Below are 14,937 nucleotides of genomic sequence, written 5' to 3'. Positions count from 1 at the left end.
TACATTCGCCGGAGCTTTGCCCGCCATGCGTCACTCGATCCCCTTTTGCCCAAAGGCCCTTTCGTTAATTGCCCTGAGCGTGCTCAACACAGCGAATGCAGAAGAGACAGCGCTCAGCCTGCCAGCTACTGACGTGACGTCAACCGCCACCTACGGCGACACTGGCAACCCGCAGGGATACCAGGGTAAACCCAGCAGCACCACCACTCGGCTGGACCTGACCAACCAAGAAACACCCCAGGGTGTGACCAACATCAAGCGCGGGCAAATGGATGACTTCAAGCTCAACAGCATCCGCGACGTATTGACCAGCACCCCCGGCGTCAATGTGCAGAAAGTCGAAACAGACCGCACCTACTTCACCGCCCGCGGTTTCGACATCAACAACTTCCAGTACGACGGCACGGCCATGCCGATGACCAATGGTTTGCTGGTGGGCGACATCGACCTGGCGCCCTACGAACAGGTGGATATCGTTCACGGCGCCAACGGCTTGATGTCCGGGGCCGGCAACCCCTCGGCCACGGTCAACTTCATCCGTAAACGCCCGACTTACGATCCCCAGGCAAAGATTGATGTGACCGCCGGTTCCTGGGACAAACGCCGGGTGGACATCGACGTCTCAGGCCCTCTGACCGACTCGGGCAACGTGCGCGGGCGCGTCATCTACGCCAACGAAAACGGCAACTCATACCTTGATCGTTACTCCCGCGAGAAGAACATCTTCAGCGGTCTGCTGGCGTTCGACCTGAGCGACAGCGACACGCTGACCCTTGGTTACGAAGACCAGAAAACCAACGCCAATGGCTCAAGCTGGGGCGCACTGCCGCTGGTCGACGGCAATGGCAACGCCATTCATTACAGCAGTACCCACGCCAATATTTCCCAGCCGTGGGTGCATTGGGACGTTCACACGCAACGTGCGTTTGCCGAGTGGGAGCACACCTTCGCCAACGACTGGAGGTCGAAGCTGACCGTCGCCGGCGCCGAGCACCGCGAAGACACCGAGATGTTCTACATGTACGGCGACAGCACCTCACCCACCGGTTACACCGGGCTGGGCTCCAAATACAAGGACAAGAGCCTCGAACTCAGTGGCGACTACTCGCTGAGCGGGCCGTTCACGCTGGGCGGTCGAGAACATCAACTCACGCTGGGGGCGAACGCTGCACGCCAGCGCAATCGCGAATCCTCGCAGTACGGCGACGTCCTCAACTACTCGCCTGTGAGCCTTGAAGATGCCCTGCACGGCTACCTGCCGCGGCCGACCTACGCCGCCGCGTTACCCGCTGCGACGTCGAACTACACCGATCGCCAGAAGAGCGTTTACGCCGGCGCGCGTTTCAGCCTGACTGACGACCTGCATGTGATCACGGGCGCACGCATGCTCAGCGCGGACAGCAATGGCGACAACTATGGCTCGGCGCGGGAGGTGCGCATTCACGGCAAAGTCACGCCGTATGCCGGTATCGTCTACGACCTGACCCCCGAATACGCGCTGTACGCCAGTTACACCGAAGTCTTCAATCCGCAGTATTACCTCGACGGCCAAGGCCGGGTGCTCGATCCGCTTGAAGGCAAAAGCTACGAAGCGGGCATCAAAGGTCAGTTGCTGGACAAGAAGCTCAACGTCAGCGCAGCGGTGTTCCATGCCAAGCAGGACAACGTGCCGGGCAGTTCCACCTATGACGCCAACCTGGGCGGCTATGTGTACGAGGCGATGTCCTACGACAGCAGCGGCCTTGAGCTGGAAGCGTCGGGCGAAGTGGCGCCAGGCCTGCAAATCAACGGCGGCTACACCTACGTGTACATCACCGACGACAACGACAGCCGTGCGCGCAGATTCATCCCGCGCCACGCCCTGACGTCGTCGATGACCTACCAGTTGCCGATGGCACCGAAGGTCAAGGTCGGCGGCAGCCTGAGCTGGCAGAGCAAGACTCAGAACGACGACTCGCCGGCCGCCCGCCAGGACGCCTACGCGCTCATCGGCCTGATGACCCGCTACGACATCGATCAGCACTGGAGCACCCAGTTCAACCTCAACAACCTCACCAACGAGAAATACCAACAGAGCCTGCGCTACAACCAGAGCAACTTCGGCGATCCACGCAACCTCACCGCATCGGTAAGCTGGAAGTACTGATTGTATGGCTTGAGTCCTGGCCGCGCACCCGTAACCGGGCGCGGCTTTCAAGCGGCGGGGGCACGGTCGGCACACGAGCGATGAGATGAGGTTCCAGCCAAGGGCTGGAATTGGCTAAAATGCCGCACTTTTCGCCTTGTCCCCCCGGAATCGCCGTGAGCCCAGAACCCGATCGCCTATTCGCCCATCCGCTGCCCCAAGTGCCCGACTTCGCCTTCAACGAAGACGTGGTGCGGGTGTTCCCGGACATGATCAAGCGCTCGGTGCCGGGCTACCCGACCATCGTTGAAAACCTCGGCGTGCTCGCGGCGCAATTCGCCCAGCCCCACAGCGTACTCTATGACCTGGGCAGTTCGCTGGGCGCCGTCACTCAGGCGTTGCGCAGACATGTGCGCACTGAAGACTGCCGGGTGATTGCCATCGACAACTCATCGGCCATGGTCGAGCGCTGCCGGGAATACCTGAACGCTCAGGACTCGATGTACCAGGAGCTGCTGCCTGTGGAGGTCATCGAAGGCGATATCTTGAATCTAGCGTTTGAGCCGGCTTCGGTGGTCGCCCTGAACTTCACCCTGCAATTCATCGCCCCCGAACAACGCGTGACCCTGTTGACTCGAATCCGCCAGTCGCTGCTGCCCGGCGGCGCGCTGATCCTGTCGGAGAAACTGCGCTTTGATGACACCGAAGAGCACGCGCTGCTCACCGATCTGCACGTCGCCTTCAAGCGCGCCAACGGTTACAGCGAACTGGAGATCGCGCAGAAACGCAGCGCGATCGAAAACGTGATGAAGCCCGACAGCCTAGAGCAGCACCGCGAACGCTTGCTCGCCGCTGGTTTCAGCAAAGTCGTGCCCTGGTTCCAGTGCCTTAATTTCGCCTCGTTGATTGCCCTGCCATGATTGATCTCGCTCCTCTGGTCCGCCGTCTGGCGGGCACGCCACTGTATGCCTGGGCCCAAGGGCTGCAGGCGCAACTCGACGCGAAGATGGAAAAGGGTCACGGCGACCTCGAACGCTGGCAAGGCGCCCTGAATGCCTTGCCTGACCTGACGCCGAGCCGCGTCGAGCTCAAGGACGATTTCATCCTCGACGCCGACTGTGACGATGCCACTCGCGAGCAGACCCGCGCCGCACTGATGGGTCTGTCACCATGGCGCAAAGGCCCTTTTGAGGTGTTCGGCGTGCACGTCGACACCGAATGGCGTTCGGACTGGAAATGGTCCCGGGTGTCGCCGCACCTTGATCTGAAAGGCAAGCGCGTCCTGGATGTGGGCTGCGGTAACGGCTATTACCAGTGGCGCATGTTGGGCGCTGGCGCAGACAGCGTGATTGGCGTCGACCCCAACTGGCTGTTCTTCTGCCAGTTCCAGGCCATGCAGCGTTACCTGCCGGATCTGCCGGCGTGGCATCTGCCATTTACCCTGGAAGATCTGCCGGCGCGGCTGGAGGGTTTCGACACGGTGTTTTCCATGGGCGTGCTCTACCACCGCAAATCGCCCATCGATCACCTGCTGGCGCTGAAGGATTGCCTGGTCAAAGGCGGCGAACTGGTGCTGGAAACCATGGTGGTGGAAGGCGACGCGAATCAGGTGCTGGTGCCGGAAGACCGCTACTCGCAGATGCGCAACGTGTGGTTTCTGCCGTCAGTGCCCGCGCTGGAACTGTGGCTGCGCCGCGCGGGTTTCGTCGACGTGCGCTGCGTCGATGTCAGCACCACCACGGTCGAAGAACAACGGGGCACTGACTGGATGCGCTTTCAGTCGTTGAGCGACTTCCTCGATCCGGCGGATCACAGCAAGACCGTAGAAGGACTGCCGGCACCGAGGCGTGCGGTGATCGTGGGGCGCAAGCCTTAACTGCTGAAAGTCGCCACCGCGCGCCGATCAAAGATGACAACACCGCAGATATAACTGCCGACGCATTACCTGTAGGAGCGCGCTTGCCCGCGATTGCGGTGTATCAGGTTAGTCTTCACTCACTGACAGAACCCAGTCCCGGGCAAGCGCGCTCCTACACGTATGGCGTCAGGCCTTCGCTGCAGCCGCCAGAATCAACGCCTTCATCTCTGACACCGCCGACTTGAAACCGACAAACAGAGCGTGGGCCACCAGCGCGTGGCCGATGTTCAATTCGTTGATGCCCTTGATCGCAGCGACGGCTTCAACGTTGTGATAGTGCAAGCCATGGCCGGCGTTGACGATCAGGCCCTGGGCCAGCCCAAAAGCGACGCCATCGGCAATACGCTTGAGCTCTTCGGCCACTTCCGCCGGGGTTTCGGCATCGGCATAACGGCCCGTATGCAGTTCGATGGCCGGCGCGCCGACCCGGGCCGACGCTGCAATCTGGCGCTCATCTGCGTCGATGAACAACGACACCTCGCTGCCGATGGCCGACAACCGCTCGACCGCCGCCTCGATGCGCGCTTCCTGACCGGCCACATCCAGCCCGCCCTCGGTGGTCAGTTCCTGCCGGGTTTCCGGCACCAGGCAAATGTGCGCAGGCCGGATGCGCTCGGCGAATGCCATCATCGCTTCGGTGACGCCCATCTCGAAATTCATCCGGGTCTGCAGCACGTCTTTGAGCAGCAACACATCGCGTTCCTGAATGTGCCGGCGGTCCTCACGCAAATGCACGGTGATGCCGTCGGCACCAGCTTCCTCGGCATCCAGCGCTGCCTTGACCGGATCGGGATAGCGCGTCCCTCGGGCCTGCCGCAGGGTAGCAACGTGGTCGATGTTCACGCCGAGCAGAATGCGGGTGCTATGGGTCACGGGGTTCTCCTGATAACTGAAGCGGTGCCAGCCAGTAGCGGCTGATTGCGCAAGCGAGGAAGGATTTTCTAGGTTTGCGCCGCAGGACGCTAGAGTTTGCGAAACAATTCACGGCTGACCAGCGGGCGCCCGCCCAGATGCACCGCAAGCGCCTGGCGCATCAGACGCTTGGCCGCCGACAGTGCGCCCGGCGAAGTCCAGTCCGCTTCAGACATCGCATGCAATTCGGCACCTTGAAACAAGCCCGGCTGGAACAGATAAACCCGCTCAAGGCCTGCATCCACCTGAAGCCGGTACATGCCGTCGCTGGCCAATGGGTCGCCGTTGACGTCCGCGTCCAGCGCAAAGCCGTAACCGAGATCGTCCAGCAGCCGCCACTCGAAAGAGCGCAGCAATGGCTCCAGCGCGCGTCCTTCGGCCAATGCAACGAGCGTCGCGGCGTAATGTTCGAAGACCCCAGGGTGCGGGTCTTCGGCGGGCAACAGGCGAATCAGCAATTCGTTGAGATAAAGACCGCTGAACAGCGCCTCGCCTTCCAGCCATGCGGCAATCCCTGCGCCTTCCATCCGCCCCACGTTCTTCAACTCGCCCCGCCCGCGAAACTCGACTTCCAGCGGCACGAACGGCCGCGCCATCGTCCCCGCCTTACCCCGAGCGCTGCGCAACACCGCACGCAAGCGACCCTGCGGCGTGATGAAATCGACCAACGCGCTGTTTTCGCGGTACGCACGGCTGTGCAGTACATAGGCGCGCTGACCGACGGGAGGGGTCTGTGACATGACTATCTCGATGAAAGAACGCGGCGGAACGGGCAATCTGAAACGACTGTGGGAGTGAGGTTGCCTGCGAACAGGCGATCCCACCCAACATCAAATGCTGAATGTCACATCCTCTTCGCGAGCAAGCTCGCTCCCACAAGTGTTCGGTACGACCAGACGGCTCAGATTACAAGTCGCCGTAACCCAGCGAACGCAACGCACGCTCGTCATCGGACCAGCCGCCTTTGACCTTGACCCACAGATTCAGCATGACCTTGGAATCGAACAGCACTTCCATGTCGCGGCGCGCGTCCGAGCCGATGCGCTTGATGCGCTCGCCCTTGTCGCCAATGATGATTTTCTTCTGCCCGTCACGCTCGACCAGAATCAGCGCGTGGATATGCAGTGTCTTGCCCTGTTGCTTGAATTGCTCGATCTCGACGGTGATCTGATACGGCAACTCGGCACCGAGCTGACGCATGATCTTCTCACGCACCAGCTCTGCCGCGAGAAAGCGGCTGCTGCGGTCGGTGATCTGATCTTCCGGGAAGAAGTGCTCATTCTCCGGCAGATGGTCGGCGATGACCTTTTCCAGCGCTTCCAGGTTGTGGCCCTGCTGCGCCGAGATCGGAATGATCTGGGCGTTCGGCAGTTGCTCCTGCAGCCAGGACAAATGCGGCATCAGCGCGCTCTTGTCTTCGATACGGTCGGTCTTGTTCAACGCCACGATCAGCGGGCCGGTCACGTACTGGACGCGCTCGAGGACCATCTGGTCTTCTTCGGTCCACTTGGTGCGGTCTACCACGAAAATCACCACGTCGACGTCTTTCAACGCTGCCGAGGCGGTCTTGTTCATGTAGCGGTTAAGCGCTTTGTCGCTGTTCTTGTGCATGCCGGGCGTATCGACATAGACCGCCTGCACGGCGCCCTCGGTCTTGATGCCGAGCATGTTGTGCCGCGTGGTCTGCGGCTTGCGCGAGGTGATCGCCAGTTTCTGGCCGAGGATGTGGTTCAGCAACGTCGACTTGCCCACGTTTGGCCGGCCAACGATGGCAACATAGCCACAGCGTGTTGCAGGTGAATCAGTCATTGCCATTCTCCACACCCAGGGCGATAAGGGCTGCGGCCGCTGCTACCTGTTCGGCAATGCGACGGCTGACGCCTTGTCCCCGGCTTTTTTCATTCAATAAAGAGATCTCGCATTCGACGAAGAAGATTCGGCAATGCGGCTCGCCCTGGATATCCACCACTTCATAGCGCGGCAGTTCGCAGGCGCGTGACTGAAGGAATTCCTGCAGCCGTGTTTTCGGGTCTTTGTTGGTATCGACCAGCGTCAGGGTTTCGAACTCGCTGGCGAGCCAGGCGAGCACGCGATCCCTTGCCATGTCCATCCCGGCATCGAGGTAGATCGCGCCGATCAGGGCTTCCAGCGCGTCAGCCAGAATCGACTCACGGCGAAAGCCGCCGCTCTTCAGCTCGCCCGAGCCCAGGCGCAGGTACTCGCCCAGATCGAAACCGCGGGCCAGAAGGGCAAGGGTCTCGCCTTTCACCAGACGGGCGCGCAGACGGGACAACTGACCTTCACGCGCCTGGGGGAAACGCTCGAACAGCGCTTCGCCGGCGACGAAGTTGAGAATGGCATCACCGAGGAATTCCAGACGCTCGTTGTTGCGTCCGGCAAAGCTGCGGTGGGTCAGGGCCAGGATCATCAGCTCCTGATCCTTGAAGGTATAGCCGAGCTGACGCTCCAGGCGACTCAATGAAACGCTCACGGTTTACCCACGCTGAATTCGTGGTCGAACTTGACCACCAGATCGATGTTCTGGATCAGTGACTCACGTTTTTCGTAGTTCAAATGGGCGAGGAACCTGTTGTTCTCCGTCGTCACAGTTAACGCCTTGTTCAAATCCAAATCCCGAATGTTATTAACCTGCATGCCTTTGGCCACGTAGGCGTAAAGGTCACCGGCGTTGGTGATGTCTGCCGTGCGATCAGTGCCGGCACTTTCGATGATTTTCTTCATCGACAGGTAGTCCATGTAGTGCGGCACGATCTTGGCGGCAGCGCTTCCGACGAAGGCCAGAACCGCCAGCAGCACAAGCCAGCCGATGAACGAGAGGCCTTTTTGCGGACCGGCAGACGTCATGATTGCTTTCAAGAGTAGCCCTTCCCTGTCACCTGCGAGATCGGCCACGCAACATGGCCCTGAATGACATACGGCGCTGCCAGTGGCAGCGCCGCATCGATTACTTGATCAGACCGACTCGCGAGAAGTTCGGAAAGTGGCTGAGTTTGGGCTCAGGCCAGCTCATCCAGACTGCAAAGGCTTTGCCGACGATGTTTTTGTCGGGGACCATGCCCAGCTCGTCCTTGGGAATATTGGGGTCATCCCAGTAACGGCTGTCATTCGAGTTGTCGCGGTTGTCGCCCATCATGAAGTAATGCGCGGCCGGAACGGTCCATTCATGATCAGGCGGCGCGCGGTAGCGGCTCATTTCCTGACGGATCTGGTGTTCCACCTCGCCCAGCTTCTCGTTGTAGAGCTCTGCGCTGCCCAGCGTGCCCGGCTCCGAACCGATCAACTGCTTGGCCACCAACTGACCATTGATGAACAACTGCTTGTCGTTGGTGTAGCGAATCACATCCCCTGGCAGGCCGACGACGCGTTTGATGTAGTTGACGTTGGGGTCGCTTGGGTAGCGGAACACCATCACGTCACCACGCTGCGGGTCTCCGACCGGGATGACCTTGAGGTCGATCACCGGCAGGCGGATGCCGTACGAGAACTTGTTGACCAGAATGAAATCGCCCACGTCCAGCGTTGGCTTCATCGAGCCCGACGGGATCTGGAACGGCTCAACCAGAAACGAGCGCAGGACCAGAACGATGAACAACACCGGAAAGAACGATTTGCCGTATTCGACAAGAAACGGCTCCTTGTTCAACCGCTCCACGACCGCGACATCAGGCTGGCTCACGCTGCCCTGATAGTTCGCTATCGCGTTGCGGCGACGCGGCGCCAATATGATCAGATCGAACAGGGCCAACAAACCGCAGACAAACACGGCGACGACCAGCAACAGCGGGAAATTTAGTGACATAGGGCCTGACTATTCCAACCTGAGCACTGCAAGGAAGGCTTCTTGTGGAATTTCCACGTTGCCAACCTGCTTCATGCGTTTCTTACCGGCCTTCTGCTTCTCGAGCAGCTTGCGCTTACGGCTGACGTCGCCACCGTAACATTTGGCCAGTACGTTCTTTCTGAGCGCCTTGACGGTTGTACGCGCGATAATCTGGCCGCCAATGGCGGCCTGGATTGCCACGTCGAACATCTGACGAGGAATCAGTTCTTTCATCTTTTCAGTCAACGCGCGGCCTTTGTAGGCGGCGTTGTCACGGTGCACGATCAGCGCCAGAGCGTCGACCTTGTCGCCGTTGATCATCACGTCCAGGCGAACCAGATTGGCCGACTGATAACGATCGAAATGGTAGTCCAGCGAGGCATAACCACGGCTGGTCGACTTCAGTCGGTCGAAGAAATCCAGAACCACTTCGTTCATCGGCAAATCGTAGGTCACTTGCACCTGCGAACCGAGGAACAGCATATCGTGCTGGATGCCACGCTTCTCGATACACAGCGTAATGACGTTGCCCAGGTGCTCTTGAGGCACAAGGATATTCGCCCGCACGATCGGTTCGCGCATGTCCTCGATGGTGGACAGGTCTGGCAATTTCGACGGGTTGTCGACGTAAATGGTTTCACCGGTCTTCAGCAGCAGCTCGAAGATTACCGTCGGCGCAGTGGTGATCAGGTCCAGGTCGTACTCGCGCTCGAGGCGCTCCTGGATGATCTCCATGTGCAGCATGCCGAGGAAGCCGCAGCGGAAGCCAAAGCCCAGCGCGTCGGAGCTTTCCGGCAGATATTGCAGGGATGAGTCATTCAGCGTCAGCTTTTGCAGGGCGTCGCGGAAGTCCTCGAAGTCATCGGAGCTGACCGGGAACAGACCGGCGTAGACCTGCGGCTGGATACGCTTGAAGCCGGGCAGCACCGGGACGTCCGGCGTGGTGCTCAGGGTCAGGGTGTCGCCCACGGGCGCACCATGAATGTCCTTGATGCCGGCGATGATGAAGCCCACTTCACCGGCTTTCAGATCAGCGGTGGCGCTGTGCTTGGGGTTGAACACGCCCACGCTGTCGACCAGGTGCATCTTGCCGGTCGACTTGACCAGAATCTTGTCGCCTTTCTTGACGCGGCCGTGACGCACACGCACCAGGGAAACAACGCCCAGATAGTTGTCGAACCACGAATCGATGATCAGCGCTTGCAGCGGATCTTCGATGTTGCCGGTCGGCGCGGGGATGGTGTGGACCAGACGCTCGAGCACTTCGTCGACGCCCAGGCCTGTCTTGGCGCTACAGGCCACGGCGTCGGTGGCATCGATGCCGATGATCTTTTCGATCTCTTCCTTGACCCGGTCCGGATCGGCCTGGGGCAGGTCGATCTTGTTCAGGACCGGCATGACTTCCAGGCCCTGTTCGATAGCGGTGTAGCAGTTGGCGACGGATTGGGCTTCAACGCCCTGGCCGGCATCCACCACCAGCAACGCACCTTCACACGCTGCCAGCGAGCGGCTGACTTCGTAGGTGAAGTCAACGTGCCCGGGGGTATCAATGAAGTTGAGCTGGTAGGTGATCCCGTCCTTCGCCTTGTAATAAAGCGTGACGCTGTGGGCTTTGATCGTAATCCCGCGCTCACGCTCCAGGTCCATGGAATCCAGCACCTGAGCTTCCATCTCGCGCTCGGTAAGGCCGCCGCACATCTGGATGAACCGGTCAGCCAGCGTCGACTTGCCATGGTCAATGTGGGCGATGATGGAGAAATTGCGGATATGACTCAAATCACTCACGGATCAACACTCGAAAAAGGTCGCAGGCAGACTGCCCGCCAAAAATAGCCGGGAATTGTACCTGAAGGAACGATCAGGCGTCACGTTCACGCACAGGCCATGCCCGCCATGCACCGCCAGGGCACAAAAAAAGGAGCGGTCTGACCGCTCCTTTTTGCTGTTCCCGACGGGTTATTCCGCCAGTTTGAACGTGATGAACGTCGCACGGCCCTGACGCAGAACGCGCATGGAGACAGAGCGGTTCTTCGGCAGGCCCTTGGCTACTTCAGTGAACTGCTTGGACGACGTGATGGCCTGGTTATTCAAGTGAGTGATGACATCACCCGCCTGCAAACCGATCAGGGAAGCAGGACCCTCCTGAACTTCCTTGATAACGACGCCGCCCTTCAGGTCCAGCGACTTCATCTGTTCAGCGGTCAGATCGACCACCGACACGCCCAGGCGGTTGCTGCTGCGCTCGACACCGGTGTCGGCCGCGCCCATCTCTTCGCCTTCGGCCGGCAATGCACCCACGGTCACGGTGAGCTTCTGACGCTTGCCGTCACGAATCACTTCGAGCTCGGCCTTGCTGCCATCCTTCAAATTGCCGATCAAGTGCGGCAGATCTGCGGACATCACGATCGGCGTGCCATTGGCGCTCAGGATCACGTCGCCGACCTGCAAACCACCTTTGGCGGCCGGTCCGTCTTCGAGTACTTGAGCCACCAGCGCACCGGCCGGCTTGTCCAGACCGAAGGACTCGGCCAGGTCTTTGTTCACTTCCTGAATCACGACACCCAGCCAGCCACGATTGACCTTGCCGCTGGCCTTGAGCTGGTTGGCAACGTCCATCGCCACGTCGATGGGGATCGCGAACGACAGGCCCATGAAACCACCGGAACGGGTGAATATCTGCGAGTTGATCCCCACCACTTCGCCCGCCATGTTGAACAGCGGCCCACCCGAGTTACCCGGGTTGATCGCCACGTCGGTCTGAATGAACGGCACGTACGTGTCATTCGGCAGACTGCGGCCCTTGGCACTGACGATGCCTTTGGTCACCGAGTGATCGAAGCCGAACGGCGAGCCGATCGCCAGCACCCACTCACCGACCTTCAGTTTGTCGGAGTTACCCAGCTTGACGGTAGGAAGATCCTTGCCATCGATCTTCAGCACCGCGACGTCGGTACGTGGATCCGTGCCGATCAGCTTGGCCTTCATCTCGCTGCGATCTGAAAGACGCACGAGAATCTCGTCAGCGCCATCGATCACGTGATTGTTGGTCAGGATGAAGCCGTCAGCGGAAATGATGAAGCCCGAGCCCAATGACTGAGCCTCACGCTGACGATCGCCCTTGCCGCCTCCCGGCGCACGGGATCCTGGCGGCGTGCTGCGCTCGAGGAATTCGCGAAGCATCGGCGGCAGGCCTTCCATGTCAGGCATCTGACCCTGGGCAACCGAGCGATCCGGCAACTTCTGACGCGTGCTGATGTTGACGACTGCAGGGGAAGCCTGCTCCACCAGAGAGGTGAAGTCCGGCAGGGCTTCGGCCTGAGCGGTGACGACCTGTCCAAGCATCAGCACAGCGGCCATCCAGGCCAGGTAAGGTTTCAAACGTGGTATCGACATATGGCTCCCGTTTACAACGAGCATGGTTAAGCGGTACGAGCCCGCAGGCTCGCGAAGCATCTGTACGTCGCAGTTTCCAGCGACGCCTGTATCTGCTCCAGTTTCCTGGACCCTGAAACAACAAAGGCCACAGCTGCGAAGCTGTGACCTATAGAAAAAAACACATCCGATTGCAACCGACAAAGCGCACTAAACATTTCAGCAGTACCAGTGAAGCCCATATTTACAGGCTTGTGAACGTGAAACGGCCAAATGAAACCTTTTTCATGGTGACCATCACCGGTGTGCAGAATCAGTTTTTGCTCGTGGACGCAGCGTCATCTCGCATCGACAACGCGATGCGCTCGGCCGTACCGATCGGGATCTCGCCGACCACGGTTACCATTGCATCACCCTTCTGCGTTGTTACGCGGCGGGAGACAGCAACGGTCGGACCCAACTGGGTACGAATGTCCGTGACAGCTGCGCCGGTGACTGGCTCGACGAACACCGAGAAACGGGCGAGACCATCGTCATACATCAGGCTCGTCACCAGGCTCTTGGAATCCGGGTCCTTGCGGGCGGCAGCACTGCTCAGATCAAAACCAGGAGGCAGCCAGTCGGAGCGCCATGCAACCTTCTGCCTGGGCGCATCAGCCTTGGACTTGACCACTTCGACCGGCTTGCAGTCAGCACCTGGCGACAGCATCTGATCGGTCAGTGGCTGCGAGGTATTGAGATCAGTGAATTGAAAACGCTCGAGCAATTGGCCCTTGTCGCTGAGCAACAATGACTTCAGCGGCAAGCCAGTTTCATTGTCGAGGTGAAGTTCGATGCCGTAACGGTGCTGATCACGAGGCGTGAGTGTCACGACATTGGCCAGGCGTCCGGCCACACGTGACGTACCTGCCGACTTGATGTCATACCAGGATGACAACCTGGCGGCATCGAAGGCTCGCGCCGGAGAATCGGGGACGCTGGACACGCCCTCCTCGAGGGTACCGCTGACGCACTGGGTAACCCCATCAACGCGCAGTACTTCCTGAGGAGAGCCATCCAGTTGAAGAAGATGCTCCCGAACCTTGCCGTCGGTAACGCGCTGCCAGATTCGGTGAGTAGAGAAGCTACCGTTACGCTCGTAGACGAATGTGCCGGTATAGCTTTGTTGCTGCTCTGCCTGCGCAAGACGCTTCAGATTGTCTTGCGCATCATCGGCATGAGCTGGAAGGACCAGCCATCCACCAAGCAGAATCGGCAATAGAGGGATGGCGCGCATGATCCTCCTTAACGGTTTTCCAGGCTTGCAGCACGAGCATATGGCAGAGCGCCTTCAGCGCCTTTCATTGCAGCTTGCTGTGCATGCTGACGAAGGTAACCCGGCAGACGCTGGTCATGCCAGCCAGCCTGGTTCTGCAGCACACCGCTCGCCATCGGACCCGGGGACTGCTCGCCCTCGGTGTAGCCTGCCAACACTGCCGGGCCTTTCGCCTGCGGCATTGCAACGGTGGCCGGCTGAGATTGCTGAGCCAGTTGCGCCCCTGCAATTTCGTCCTGATTGTACAAACGCACGCCGGCCAGAACGGCCACAGTCACCGAGGCGGCTACCGCCAGACGACCCATTGTGCGCCAAGGGCCACGGCCGGCCTTGAGCGGGCTGACTTCATCGGCGATCCCGGCAGCAACGGCAGCCGATATATCCAGATGAGGCATCAATAGTTCTTTATGCATCGCTGCACGGGCAATCTGATAACGGGACCAGGTGGCGCGTGTATCAGCATCTTCAATGGCGCTAAGCACGCGACGCAGTTCCAGTTCGTCCGCTTCGTTATCCATCACCGCGGACAGCGATTCCTGCAGGGCTTCACGACTCATGGCGGTTCCTCTCTTGTGGCTATCGCCGCTGTCTCAGGTTTCCTGCAACAGAGGTTGCAAGGCTTTGTCGATGGCTTCCCGAGCGCGAAAAATGCGAGAGCGCACGGTACCAACCGGACATTGCATGACACTGGCAATGTCTTCGTAACTCAGACCGTCGAACTCACGCAAAGTTAAAGCTGTACGCAAATCTTCTGGCAGTAGCTGAATGGTTCGATGGACAGTGCCCTCGATCTCATCCCGCAGCAATGCCCGTTCTGGCGACTCGATGTCCTTGAGGCCGTGATCGCCATCATAGAACTCCGCGTCTTCCGATCTGACATCGCTATCCGGCGGCCGCCGACCTCGCGACACCAGATAGTTCTTCGCCGTGTTGATGGCGATACGGTACAGCCACGTATAAAACGCACTGTCACCGCGGAAGTTACCAAGCGCGCGGTAGGCTTTGATAAACGCCTCTTGCGCAACATCCTGGGCTTCGTGGGTGTCGTGAACGAATCTCACGATCAACCCAAGAATCTTGTGCTGATATTTCACCACTAGCAGATCAAATGCTCGCTTGTCGCCGCGTTGTACACGCTCAACCAGCTGCTGATCTTCTTCCTGGGTTAGCATGAACACTCCTCATAAAGCTTAAAGGAGCATCGCATCGGCTCTTTCGCAGGCTTGCAAACATAGACTCGGGCTTTAAGCAAAAGTTCTCCCCCCTTCAAGCAAGTTTCCGGCGGGCGTCTGCTGCCCGCACAGAAAACGCCGCTCGAACCAGGTCGGCTGCGTAAATAATCTTGTCGTCAAAACCGTTGGTACTGGCTGAAAACTGCCACTGCGCAACGTCGACGCTGTTCCTTTATGGGCAACCCACTATTGAACGTACAGGTTCGTGAAAAGTTCCCGCCG

At 59.5% G+C, this 14,937-nt stretch carries 14 protein-coding genes; 3 read left to right on the top strand and 11 right to left on the bottom strand.

What is annotated here, in order from left to right; all coding sequences use genetic code 11:
- Nucleotides 1-25: 25 nt before the first annotated feature.
- From BMY98_RS11375 to cmoB, 3 genes are all read left to right on the top strand, one after another.
- Complete coding sequence (locus BMY98_RS11375) at nt 26-2,146, top strand: TonB-dependent siderophore receptor (RefSeq protein WP_074888870.1); 2,121 nt, start codon at nt 26-28, stop codon at nt 2,144-2,146.
- A 119-nt stretch (nt 2,147-2,265) separates the two neighbouring features.
- On the top strand, nt 2,266-3,045 hold the full coding sequence (gene cmoA / locus BMY98_RS11370) for a carboxy-S-adenosyl-L-methionine synthase CmoA (RefSeq protein ID WP_175514159.1): 780 nt from the start codon (nt 2,266-2,268) through the stop codon (nt 3,043-3,045).
- The gene (gene cmoB, locus BMY98_RS11365; RefSeq protein ID WP_074888865.1) at nt 3,042-4,001 is read left to right on the top strand and encodes a tRNA 5-methoxyuridine(34)/uridine 5-oxyacetic acid(34) synthase CmoB; all 960 of its coding nucleotides are present in this window, start codon (nt 3,042-3,044) and stop codon (nt 3,999-4,001) included. The genes cmoA and cmoB overlap by 4 nt, the downstream gene beginning before the upstream one ends.
- A gap of 168 nt (nt 4,002-4,169) precedes the next feature.
- On the opposite strand, the gene pdxJ is transcribed toward cmoB, so the two are convergent.
- The 11 genes from pdxJ to rpoE all read right to left on the bottom strand — a co-directional run bounded on the left by pdxJ (nt 4,170) and on the right by rpoE (nt 14,655).
- Nucleotides 4,170-4,916 carry a pyridoxine 5'-phosphate synthase gene (pdxJ, locus tag BMY98_RS11360; protein WP_074888862.1) on the bottom strand — a complete coding sequence of 249 codons (747 nt, stop codon included), beginning with the start codon at nt 4,914-4,916 and terminating at the stop codon, nt 4,170-4,172.
- An 89-nt stretch (nt 4,917-5,005) separates the two neighbouring features.
- Nucleotides 5,006-5,695: a DNA repair protein RecO gene (gene recO, locus BMY98_RS11355; RefSeq protein ID WP_074888859.1), complete on the bottom strand. Its 690-nt coding sequence runs from the start codon at nt 5,693-5,695 to the stop codon at nt 5,006-5,008.
- A gap of 166 nt (nt 5,696-5,861) precedes the next feature.
- Entirely contained in the window at nt 5,862-6,764 is a 903-nt protein-coding gene (gene era, locus BMY98_RS11350; RefSeq protein ID WP_074888856.1) for a GTPase Era, read from the bottom strand.
- A complete protein-coding gene (rnc, locus tag BMY98_RS11345) occupies nt 6,757-7,446 on the bottom strand; it encodes a ribonuclease III (protein WP_074888853.1) in 690 nt (229 codons plus the stop codon). Before rnc ends, era begins: the two co-directional genes overlap by 8 nt.
- On the bottom strand, nt 7,443-7,820 hold the full coding sequence (locus tag BMY98_RS11340) for a DUF4845 domain-containing protein (RefSeq protein WP_074888850.1): 378 nt from the start codon (nt 7,818-7,820) through the stop codon (nt 7,443-7,445). Before BMY98_RS11340 ends, rnc begins: the two co-directional genes overlap by 4 nt.
- Nucleotides 7,821-7,920: 100 nt before the next feature.
- On the bottom strand, nt 7,921-8,775 hold the full coding sequence (gene lepB / locus BMY98_RS11335; protein ID WP_074888847.1) for a signal peptidase I: 855 nt from the start codon (nt 8,773-8,775) through the stop codon (nt 7,921-7,923).
- A gap of 9 nt (nt 8,776-8,784) precedes the next feature.
- Nucleotides 8,785-10,581 (bottom strand): translation elongation factor 4, encoded by a 1,797-nt coding sequence (gene lepA, locus BMY98_RS11330; RefSeq protein ID WP_074888844.1) that lies wholly within the window; start codon nt 10,579-10,581, stop codon nt 8,785-8,787.
- A gap of 171 nt (nt 10,582-10,752) precedes the next feature.
- Complete coding sequence (locus BMY98_RS11325; RefSeq protein WP_074888842.1) at nt 10,753-12,189, bottom strand: DegQ family serine endoprotease; 1,437 nt, start codon at nt 12,187-12,189, stop codon at nt 10,753-10,755.
- Between the two features lie 292 nt (nt 12,190-12,481).
- Nucleotides 12,482-13,444 (bottom strand): MucB/RseB C-terminal domain-containing protein, encoded by a 963-nt coding sequence (locus BMY98_RS11320; RefSeq protein WP_074888839.1) that lies wholly within the window; start codon nt 13,442-13,444, stop codon nt 12,482-12,484.
- An 8-nt stretch (nt 13,445-13,452) separates the two neighbouring features.
- Nucleotides 13,453-14,040 carry a sigma-E factor negative regulatory protein gene (locus BMY98_RS11315; protein ID WP_074888836.1) on the bottom strand — a complete coding sequence of 196 codons (588 nt, stop codon included), beginning with the start codon at nt 14,038-14,040 and terminating at the stop codon, nt 13,453-13,455.
- 33 nt (nt 14,041-14,073) lie between these two features.
- Nucleotides 14,074-14,655, bottom strand: a complete 582-nt coding sequence (gene rpoE / locus BMY98_RS11310) for an RNA polymerase sigma factor RpoE/AlgU (protein WP_037014368.1) — start codon at nt 14,653-14,655, stop codon at nt 14,074-14,076.
- Between the last annotated feature and the right edge of the window lie 282 nt (nt 14,656-14,937).

Source organism: Pseudomonas graminis (assembly GCF_900111735.1).
In the GTDB taxonomy this organism is placed as follows: Bacteria; Pseudomonadota; Gammaproteobacteria; order Pseudomonadales; family Pseudomonadaceae; genus Aquipseudomonas; species Aquipseudomonas graminis.
Note: the sequence above shows the minus strand (reverse complement) of the source record. Positions and strands in the feature narration are given on the sequence as shown.